General features: G+C 51.2%; 11 protein-coding genes. 9 read left to right on the forward strand and 2 right to left on the reverse strand.

Going from position 1 to position 10097, the window contains the following annotated elements; translation table 11 throughout:
* The first annotated feature begins 109 nt into the window (after positions 1–109).
* Genes ACFPOF_RS08010 through ACFPOF_RS08020 form a run of 3 tightly spaced genes read left to right on the forward strand, consistent with a single transcriptional unit; the run spans position 110 to position 2532 of the window.
* A complete protein-coding gene (locus ACFPOF_RS08010) occupies positions 110–634 on the forward strand; it encodes a VanZ family protein (protein WP_378131362.1) in 525 nt (174 codons plus the stop codon).
* A gap of 49 nt (positions 635–683) precedes the next feature.
* Positions 684–1388 (forward strand): response regulator transcription factor, encoded by a 705-nt coding sequence (locus tag ACFPOF_RS08015; RefSeq protein ID WP_378131364.1) that lies wholly within the window; start codon positions 684–686, stop codon positions 1386–1388.
* Positions 1381–2532, forward strand: coding sequence for a sensor histidine kinase (locus ACFPOF_RS08020; RefSeq protein ID WP_378131366.1), 1152 nt, complete (start codon positions 1381–1383; stop codon positions 2530–2532). The genes ACFPOF_RS08015 and ACFPOF_RS08020 overlap by 8 nt, the downstream gene beginning before the upstream one ends.
* Positions 2533–2593: 61 nt before the next feature.
* On the opposite strand, the gene ACFPOF_RS08025 is transcribed toward ACFPOF_RS08020, so the two are convergent.
* Positions 2594–3019, reverse strand: coding sequence for an exosporium protein C (locus ACFPOF_RS08025; protein WP_378131368.1), 426 nt, complete (start codon positions 3017–3019; stop codon positions 2594–2596).
* Between the two features lie 140 nt (positions 3020–3159).
* On the opposite strand from ACFPOF_RS08025, the gene ACFPOF_RS08030 reads away from it, so the two are divergent.
* The 5 genes from ACFPOF_RS08030 to ACFPOF_RS08050 all read left to right on the forward strand — a co-directional run bounded on the left by ACFPOF_RS08030 (position 3160) and on the right by ACFPOF_RS08050 (position 7999).
* Positions 3160–3831, forward strand: coding sequence for a Crp/Fnr family transcriptional regulator (locus tag ACFPOF_RS08030; protein ID WP_378131370.1), 672 nt, complete (start codon positions 3160–3162; stop codon positions 3829–3831).
* A gap of 76 nt (positions 3832–3907) precedes the next feature.
* Positions 3908–4471 carry a redoxin domain-containing protein gene (locus ACFPOF_RS08035; protein WP_378131372.1) on the forward strand — a complete coding sequence of 188 codons (564 nt, stop codon included), beginning with the start codon at positions 3908–3910 and terminating at the stop codon, positions 4469–4471.
* 262 nt (positions 4472–4733) lie between these two features.
* Entirely contained in the window at positions 4734–5414 is a 681-nt protein-coding gene (locus ACFPOF_RS08040; RefSeq protein ID WP_378131374.1) for a response regulator transcription factor, read from the forward strand.
* Positions 5404–6762 (forward strand): sensor histidine kinase, encoded by a 1359-nt coding sequence (locus ACFPOF_RS08045; protein ID WP_378131376.1) that lies wholly within the window; start codon positions 5404–5406, stop codon positions 6760–6762. Before ACFPOF_RS08040 ends, ACFPOF_RS08045 begins: the two co-directional genes overlap by 11 nt.
* Positions 6763–6961: 199 nt before the next feature.
* Positions 6962–7999 (forward strand): alpha/beta fold hydrolase, encoded by a 1038-nt coding sequence (locus ACFPOF_RS08050; protein ID WP_378131378.1) that lies wholly within the window; start codon positions 6962–6964, stop codon positions 7997–7999.
* 150 nt (positions 8000–8149) lie between these two features.
* On the opposite strand, the gene ACFPOF_RS08055 is transcribed toward ACFPOF_RS08050, so the two are convergent.
* Positions 8150–8986: an RMD1 family protein gene (locus ACFPOF_RS08055; RefSeq protein WP_378131380.1), complete on the reverse strand. Its 837-nt coding sequence runs from the start codon at positions 8984–8986 to the stop codon at positions 8150–8152.
* Positions 8987–9169: 183 nt separating this feature from the next.
* Here ACFPOF_RS08055 and speD point away from each other — a divergent pair, with 183 nt between their 5' ends.
* Positions 9170–9982, forward strand: coding sequence for an adenosylmethionine decarboxylase (gene speD, locus ACFPOF_RS08060; protein WP_378131382.1), 813 nt, complete (start codon positions 9170–9172; stop codon positions 9980–9982).
* The last annotated feature ends 115 nt before the right edge of the window (positions 9983–10097 follow it).

Below are 10097 nucleotides of genomic sequence, written 5' to 3' on the forward strand. Positions count from 1 at the left end.
TGCCATGTCTACATGACTTCTCCATCTCTTGAGATAGTCGATGGTTGAGAATTTAAGAACGAGTGAGAAAATGCGAGAAAACATTAAATTATAGTGGGAGCGAATGAATATGAGTATGGGGACGATGGAGACAAGTGGAGTAGAGACGAACCATCCAAGCATCAATCGTTTGCGCGCGCTAAGCCTCCGGGCCTTGCTTTTCGTATACGTATATATATTGGTCAAAATCATCTTATTGAAGTTTCACGCCGTAGACCTGGGGTTTCTGTGGAAACGCCTAAGCGCTGGCCTGCACCAGCCTGCCTTGATCTCCCAGCGGCTGGAGGCGGGCAGTCTCGTTCCTTTCCGGGAAATTTCCAGATCGCTGCAGTCGTTCAGCGAACATGATATGTATAACTTGGTTGGCAACGTGGCGATTTTTATGCCGTTTGGCGTCTTGTTAGGATTGCTGTTCGCTCGCAAAAGGCTGGCGGGGATAAAAGTGTTACTCTGTACCTCCTTCTTAAGCCTGTGCCTGGAGACCTCTCAATTGCTGTTCATGATCGGTCAGTTTGATGTGGATGACTTATTGCTCAATACAATGGGTGGGATTCTGGGCTTCGCGATATACCGGGGAATAAATAGAAGGAATTGAATGGTAATCCAGACTCGGTTATGCTTGTCCTTGAAGGAGAGAGAACGTCATGAAATCGATCACCATTCTAATTGCGGATGACGAGGGAGAAATTGCCGATCTGATCGAGCTGCATCTGGTCAAAGAGGGCTATCGTTGTCTGAAAGCCGTAGACGGACAGGAGGCGCTCGACTTGATTCGCGCGCAGTCCGTAGATCTGGCGATATTGGATATTATGATGCCTAAGATCGACGGGTACGAATTGACTCGGCTGATCCGCGAGAAGTATCATTTGCCGATTATTTTTCTAAGCGCCAAGGCGACCGATCTGGATAAAATCACCGGTCTTGTTCGCGGTGCCGATGATTATATGACCAAACCGTTTAACCCCATGGAACTGGTGGCCAGGGTGAACGCGCAACTGCGTCGTTTCATCCAGCTGAACCCGTCAGCGGCTGTTCCGGTTGCGGATACATCCGTGCTGGAAGCCGGGGGGCTCGTGATCTATCCCGAGGAGCGCAACTTGTTCCTCTACGGCAATCCGGTCGAGCTTACGCCCAAGGAGTTCGACATATTGGTGCTGCTCGCCAGCCATCCGAAGAAGGTATTCAGTTCGGAGCATATTTTCGAGCGCGTGTGGGGCGAAGCGTATTATGAAAGCGGGAATACGGTGATGGTGCATATCCGAACGTTGCGCAAGAAGCTGGGGGAGGACCAGCATAAGAACAAGTTGATCAGGACGGTATGGGGAGTGGGTTATGCGTTCAATGGCTAAACCTAAGTTCCGAAGCTTCCGCTTCCAGATGGTCCGTCTGTTCGTGCTCAGCATGCTGTTGTCCGCGGCCACGACCTTCTTGATCTACCTGGTGCTGCAGCAATATTATTATACGCTGCTTCGCGAGAATCCGATGTACCATGTTCGCGAAACCATTCGGGATATCGGCGATATCAATGCGTGCTTGATCCTCTTTTTTCCCGTTTCGTTTATTTACTTCTATCTGCTGACGCGGCGTTATGTTGCTTACTTCCGAGAGATCTCACGGGGGATCAATCAGCTCGCAGGGGGCGACTTCTCCCATCGGGTCGATATCCCGACGAGCGATGAGATCGGAGACATTGCACGGGACATCAACTTGGCCAGCGAGAAGCTGAAGCAGGCGGTGGAACGGGGCGATTTCGCCGAGAACAGCAAGGAGCAGCTGGTGCTTAACCTTGCCCATGATTTAAGAACCCCGCTGACATCCGTCATCGGGTATTTGGATTTTATTCTCCAGGGCAAGGATTTGACTGCCGATCAGATGAAGCATTATACAACGATTGCTTTCACGAAGTCACAACGGCTTGAGAAGCTGATTGACGAGCTGTTCGAAATTACGCGGATGAATTACGGCAAGTTGAATATTCACCGAGCGCCTCTTGATTTAGGTGAGCTGCTGACGCAATTAAGCGAAGAGATGTATCCGGTATTCGAGAAGAATGAGTTGACCGCCCGTCTTGAGATGGCACCTAACCTCATGGTTACCGGGGACGGCGACCTGCTCGCGCGCGTGTTCGAGAACCTTCTATCCAATGCTGTTCGATATGGTACGGACGGCGAATATGTAGATATTCATGGCAACCGAGAAGGGGATCAGGTCGTCATTCAAGTGACCAATTATGGCAGGTTCATCCCGCCCGATGAGCTGCCTCACTTGTTCGATATGTTCTTTACCGGAGATCGTTCGCGGACCCACCGGGAAGGAAGCACCGGGCTAGGCCTGTTTATCGCCAAGAACATCGTCGAACAGCATGAAGGCATCATAGCGGTGCAAAGCGATCACATACGCACCGCATTCGAGGTGCGATTGCCTTATCTGGATTCGACCAAGGAAGCAGCCGGTCTGATTCAGAATCGGGCTACGACTTTTCTGAATGAATAGTGGGTTTACAGGAAAGTCCTGTCTGATTTCGAGACAGGACTTTCTCAAGTGGGCTGGGGTGTTAGGTTCTTACCTTTACGGCTACTCCGCTAAACGATATAGGACCAACAACATCGGCTCTTGTATTTGCAGTGCGATTTTCTGCGGTAACCGTGTAAATACGGGTGCCAGATCTTACATTTCTATCTTCGGCTTGGAATGTAACGGCATAATTTTGTTCAGAACCGACAGATTCGATACCTTGCAAGGTGTTGTAGATTTCTCTTCCATCGCGGAAAATTCTAAAGAGAATTTGGGCAATGCCAGTGACGCCTCTAACTCCTACGGTTGCTACCAGATCTACCCGGTTAGGTTGAGCATTGTTCGGAATTCGCAGAGTAATGGTGGCAAGCGTAGATCTTGCCGGTGAACGCCGGATAATAAAAGAGGTTGCTAAGTTGAAGCTGCGCCGCGGCTGAACGGCTGCTTTATCGAGAATGCGTGCCATAATATCAACTCCTTTTGTTAGATACCATATAAGATATGTTGGACAAGTAGAGTTGACTGGGCCAAGCCATGGCGGCAAATGAACATAATCGCTTATAATAATCGTAAAATTTGGAAAACCAAGCAGGATGTGAATGCAGCATGACTTCAATCGTCACGAACAAGCGGGTGCTGGAAGCTCTATCGTATTTGCGGGAAGTCAGCCCCGAAGAGTGGGAGAATGCTCAGCCGGAAGTTCGGATATTCCCGGCCAAGTCCCGTCTCTTTCAGAAGGAGGAGGCTGCGATCTACGGCATCTTTTTGATCAGGGGAACTGCCCGCATTAACCAAATCGGGGAGGATGGGAGTGAGAGGGTCGTCAATAAACTTGCCCCGGGCGAAATTTGCGCTCTCCTTGTTCTAAGCGGACTAAGCGGGCGAGACTACCCTGCTGCTATTGAAGCGGAGACGGAGGTCGAGGCTCTATTTGTGACCAAACGAAGCTTCCTTCGCTGGGTACAGGAATACGAGCTAATCCGTAGAACCGTGTTCGGCAACCTCCTCGACGGGTTAATGCGGTTAGGAGAACAACTTCTAACGAAACAGACCAAACCGCTGGACTTTCGTTTGGCAGAAGCTTTGCTGAGTTCCACGTCAGAACGGCAGCCCTTACGGCGAATAACGCACAATGAGCTTGCCGCAGAGATCGGCACAGCCCGCGAAGTCGTGAGCCGCGCGCTTCATCGTTATCAGCAGCAAGGGTGGGTCGAGACGGGGCGAGGCTGGGTGCGAATCACCCGCCGCAATGAATTGGAAGCGCTGGTTGGTGACTAGGTCACAGATGAGGTTACGTTCTTCCTGATAAGTTGGAGAAGTAAATCCATTTCTCTTGTGCAGGAGGAAGCTGCAAATGACCCATCCGCTCCAACAGGGCATGATTGCCCCCGCATTCAGCACCGTCGATCTTTCCGGCAACGCCGTATCGCTTGAAAATTATCGCGGTCGCAAAGTTCTGCTCGCATTTTTACGCTTTTCCGCTTGTGCGATCTGTAATTTGCGTGTGCATCATTTTATCGGTCGATATCCGGCTTGGCAGCGTCAAGGCTTGGACGTCGTCGCCATCTTCGAATCGCCGGAGACGAATATGCGGAAATACGTGGGCGCGCAAAACGCTCCATTCCCGCTCGTCGCCGACCCGAAAGCGCGCTTATACGATTGGTACGGAATCGAGACATCCGAAGAGAAAGTGCAAGCGACGATGGCCGATGCGAACACGAAGTCATTCGTCGCCGAGGCTGCTGCCGCTGGTTTCGCGCTCACACCGGAGGAAGGTTCGAACTTCCACAGGATTCCTGCCGAATTTTTGATTGATGAACGTGGTATCGTGCAGCTAGCGCATTACAACCGTATAATTACCGATCATCTCCCGCTTACGACAATCGACAGCTTCTCTGCTTCGAAGGAGCAAAAGTAAGAGACAAAAGATCATGTCGGGCGCACGAATATGGTAGGCTGCGACAGGTTGCCGAAGGGCAGGCTGTTGCGGCCTTCTTTGAGCTTGCCGTGCAACAATCTATTTATCCAAGAACCCTTGCTGCATTATAATCATGTTGTCATCTCAATGCCGCCTATTAAGCGCCAAAAGAACAACGCAAAACAGAAAACATTTGTACACACTGAGTTCATACGAATGTCGTAAAATGTGGCGACGGAGGCGGAAAGGGGGAAGTAAGCGGATGCCGGAAGTGCTGGTTGTAGACGATGACGCGCACATTCGCGAACTGGTGCGGCTCTACCTCGAAGATGAAGGGGTCGAAGTCGTGCAGAAGGGAAACGGCGCCGAAGCGCTGGAATACGTCGAGAACCATTCGCCCGATCTGGTAGTCCTGGATATCATGATGCCGGGGATGGACGGCTGGGACTTGTGCGCCAAGCTCCGCGAGCTTGGGGATATGCCGATTCTCATGATTACCGCGAAAGGCGAATCGGAGGACCGCATCAAGGGCTTTAAGCTGGGCACCGACGATTATCTCGTGAAGCCGTTCGATCCCGTGGAGCTTACGCTTCGGGTTAAGGCGCTACTGAAACGTTATCGGATCGCCTATTCCCAGTCCGTTCGGCTTGGCGATCTGGAGCTGGACCGCAAAAGCTACTTGGTGGTGAGCAGGGACGGTCAGGAGGTTACCTTGCCTATGAAGGAATTCGAACTGCTCTACAAGTTCGGAAGTTATCCGGGGCAGTTGTTCACTCGGGACCATCTGATCAGGGAAATCTGGGGAGTGGATTACGAAGGAGATGAGCGGACGGTGGACGTTCATATCAAGCGGCTTCGGGAGCGATTCGCCGAACATGATTCGGATTTCCGCATTGTAACGTTGCGCGGTCTCGGTTACCGTCTGGAAGTGTATGGGGATTAAATCGCTCTATACCCGCATCGTTCTCACCTTCATCGGTGTCATCGTGGTTAGCCTGGTCATCGCCTCCATTGCGTCTACGCTCCTGTTCCGGGACACCTTTACACACAAGTTGGAGAACAGTTTGTTGTCGAACGGCAAACAAATCATTCAGACCTACCGTTCATCTGTCGGAACGGAATTGGTTTCTTTCATGAACAATGTTTCCAGCATATCGATCTACGCGATTCAACTGTTCGACGCCTCCGGCAAGCCTTTGCTGGAAGAAGGGACGGAGCCTGTCGTTCCCGGCATGGAACGGATTCGTCATGTGCTGGCAGGGAGCGAGGCCAGAGGCATCGAGAATGAAGGCCGATATCCGATGGTCGGACTGCCATTCGAGGTCAACGGCAAGTCCTATGCCTTATTTGTCATGCTGAAAAACAACGAAATGTGGATGCAGTCGAACAAAGAAGTGAACACGGAGATGTTGACCGTCTTCCTGGTCGGAAGCATCCTCATTCTGGCCGCCGCTCGATTCATTGTGAAACCGCTTCTTCGGCTGAGAGACGCGGCCGGACGGATGGCTAAAGGGCAGTTCGACGTGCAGATCCGGACGAACCGTCAAGATGAGATCGGACAGCTTAACGCAAGCTTTAACGAAATGGCGCTGGAGCTTGCCCAATTGGATCGGATGAGGCGCGAATTCGTGGCGAACGTATCCCATGAGATCCAGTCGCCGCTGACGTCCATCTCCGGTTTCGCCAAGGCGATGAAGCAGAAGCGAATGAGCGAAGAAAGCCGGATGTATTACCTAACGATTATCGAGGAAGAGAGTGACAGGTTGTCGAGGCTTAGCCACAATCTGCTGCGGCTTTCATCCTTGCAGCACGATCGACATCCCGTTCAACCAGTGGCGTTTCGTCTTGATGAACAGCTTCGCAAGGTCGTCATCGCGCTCGAACTGCAATGGTCGGGTAAAGAGATCGAAGTCGAGTTGGATTTGGAGCCGGTAACCGTTCAAGCGGACGAAGATCAACTCAGCCAGGTATGGACGAATTTGCTGGGCAACGCCATTAAATTCACTCCTGTGGGCGGAAAGGTTCACATTCGCGCCTATCTCGACGGCCACTCGGCGGTTGTCCGAATAACGGACAACGGCATCGGAATACCGGAGGACCAACGGACGGATATTTTCAAGCCATTTCACAAAGTGGACAAGGCCCGCGACCGCGCTGTCAGCGGAAACGGACTCGGTCTATCCATCGTCAAACAAATCTTGGATAAGCATGAAGGAGAAATCCGGGTGGACGGAGAGGCGGGTGGAGGCTCGATTTTCACAGTGAGGCTGCCGCTCAGGAAGGACTTGTAACGAACATTAGACACACCTCATACATGATCAAATCACAACCGGAGGCCTGTTGGCCTTCGGTTTATTTATGTTCGAGCCCCCGGGTCCAAATTGTAACTCTCCGTTCATTTTCATTTCAAACAAGACGTTTATAGTGTCCTTAGACAGACGAGAGGAGACAGCAAGAAAATACACGACATGAATTGTGGGAGGAAGAATCATGCGTCAATTTGTAATTCGCTGGGTAAAACGATTGGCCATCGCCGGCCTTATCCTTGTAATGGTTCTAGTCGGGGCAGGCGCGATTTATGAACAGACGGCTCGCAGTCAAGCCGCTAAGGATTATCCGCCGCCGGGCAAGCTTGTGGACATAGGCGGTCGTAAAATTCATCTGAATTGCGAGGGCAGCGGCACGCCGATTGTTATTCTCGAGGCAGGTGCCGACACAAGCGGTTCTGCGCTATGGGAACCCGTACAGAAACAGATTGCCCGGTTCACGCGGGTTTGCTCTTATGACCGGGCAGGCATAATGTGGAGCGATCCGGCCAAGGGTCAACGCGATAGCCTTGCCGTTACTGAAGATCTTCACAAGGTTCTGCGTGCCGCGAATGAACGCCCGCCTTATGTGTTGGTCGGTGCGTCCATGGGCGGTCCATATGTCATGACATTCACTAAGAACTACAGAGAAGAGGTCGCCGGGATGGTTCTCGCCGACGCCTCGCATCCTGAGCAGACCAAGCGTCTCGCCGAAGCAACGGGCGTACCGGAGAGCAATCCGATTCCGTTTGTATTTCGCGCCCTCGCCGCTGTTGTGTGGACCGGGTTGCCGAGGCTCGTGCTTCCCGATGCCGAAGTCCCGGAGTTGCCGGCCGAGACGGCTAAAGCCATCACGGCCTATCAACCGACATCGCTCAAAGGCGCCTTCGCGGAGGCAGCCGCATTCGAAGATTCGCTGCGCGAGGCAGGCACATTGCTCACCCTCGGCAACCTGCCTCTCGCCGTCATCTCCAGAGGAAAGCCTTGGAGTGCTTTCACCGAAGCCGAACAGAAAGCAAGCGGCTTCACTCAAGAACAATTCAATCGTGCGGAAGCGGCTTGGGCTAGCATGCAGGCCGAAGAAGTTGCTTTGTCCTCCAACAGCACGCAACGAATCCTCAAGGATTCCAGCCACGTTGTACAGTTGGAGCGTCCGGACGCGATTATTGATGCGATCAAGGAAGTCGTGAATAAGGTCGTGCACGCAGAAGCGGCTCGCTAGCGGAACCTCCCTGAAGGGAGCTTGGTAAGTACGAATAAAAATGTCCGTCGCCCCGCTAGGGGCCGCGGACGATAAACAACATTGCCATTCAAATACCCCGCGAATCATCTCCGCCAAATTGGGTCATCCACCTTACTGAGTACACCAAACTCAATCCATCCATCCGGTCAGTTGAAGAATCGTTAACACAAGCTCGCTCACAATGAGAATAACGATGACCCATTCGACGAATAAGCCTCGAGTGGAGTGGCTTATTGTCGAGAACCCGTCCATAATTCGGTACAGCATCTCGGTCTTGCTCTTCATAATCGCGTAGCGGTCGTTCATTTCGAAAAACTCCAGCATGCGGTCGTAGAATTCGCCGGCGCTGCTGCTCGTCCAAGTGATGTCCGGCTTATCGAGAATCATGATATAGGAAATCATATTATACTCATGCCGCATGATCGAGGCCGTCGTACGCGCCAGCTCCTTCTTGCCCAATCGCAGATTGCTCTTGTCCAGGCGGTCGATCATGTTCTCCAGCTTGTCGTGAATTTTACCGAGCTGCTCCTCGATCTTCTCCAGTGCAACCGACTTTGCCAGCACTGTCGCGATCAGTTCAGGATGGAACGACTCGATCTCGGTAACGACGACGTATTCATCGGTTAGCTCTGTATGGCCAGGGGCATTCGTGCGAAGACTGTAATCGTCCGTATAGCGATCATCAACGTTCTCGTCGATGTTCGGCTCGAATGCCTGCAGGTAACGAACGAAAGCTAGAAACCCCTCTTTCGACGTATCGTTTACGAAAACGATGCTGCCGAACGAGAATATGAGTACTTGCTGCGAGTCGTCGACCTTCCTCCGCAGAATCATCTGCAGCGCCTCGCCCTTTAAGATAAGGGGCTCTTCCCACGTGAACTTTTTCGGGATCCCGCAGTGAATCGCGATTTTATTAAGATCGATCTCATTCGTGACGGCATAAGCTTTGAACGTAATGTCCTTCATGTGGCTCACTCTCTCTCCGTCGTGTATGGATCATTCTAGCATGGCTTTCGAATAGAAATGTATTTCTTTTGTAAAATTAACGTATGCTTACACTCGCTTTAACATTATATTTACTCTTTTTTATTGAATCTGAAGTACAATACGAAGTTAGGGGCTAATGACAACCTGAGGGGGAGCTTTTTTTTGAAATTAACGTCGGAACAACGGATCACGCTGCATGGCTTCAATAATTTAACCAAGTCGCTCAGCTTTAACATGTACGACATCTGCTTTACGAAGACAAAGGAAGAGCGTGAAGCGTATATTGCATACATTGATCAGCAATACAATGCGGATCGTTTAACGACGATTTTGAAAAACGTGTCGGACATTATCGGTGCATATGTACTAAACATCGCCAAGCAAGATTACGATCCGCAAGGAGCGAGCGTGACGATGCTTGTGTCCGAGGGACCGATCGAGCAGGAGCCGAACGAGTCTTTCGAGGAGTCGCCGGGCCCGCTACCAAATGCGGTTGTCATGCATCTGAATACAAGCCATATCACGGTACACACTTATCCGGAATACCATCCGGATGAAGGGATCAGTACGTTCCGTGCCGACATTGACGTCTCCACTTGCGGGGAAATCTCACCGCTTAAAGCATTGAACTACCTGATTCGCTCCTTCGAGACAGACATCATGACAATGGATTACCGGGTGCGCGGATTTACTCGCGATATCAACGGGCATAAGCTGTTTATCGACCACGAGATCAGCTCGATTCAGAACTATATTCCGGCTGAGGTCAGGGATTTGTATCAGATGATTGACGTTAACGTGTACCAGGAGAATATTTTTCATACGAAGTGCAAGCTTCGCGAGTTCGACTTGAACAACTATTTGTTTGGGTACACGAAGGATACGCTGAGCGAGGAAGAGCAACAGGATATCGAGAAGAGCATCAAATGGGAGATGGACGAAATTTTCTACGGGAAGAATATGATATTTGCCTAAGTATTTTTCCAATTGATTGTCAAACTTCTGAGAAAATGTCACCCTAACTCGTCCGAGAAAATGTCACTTTTTTAAGTGGTGCCGAAGCCTCTCACCAGAGCGCTTCGGCATAGCT

It is taken from the genome of Cohnella soli (genome assembly GCF_042655525.1).
GTDB lineage: Bacteria > Bacillota > Bacilli > Paenibacillales > Paenibacillaceae > Cohnella > Cohnella soli.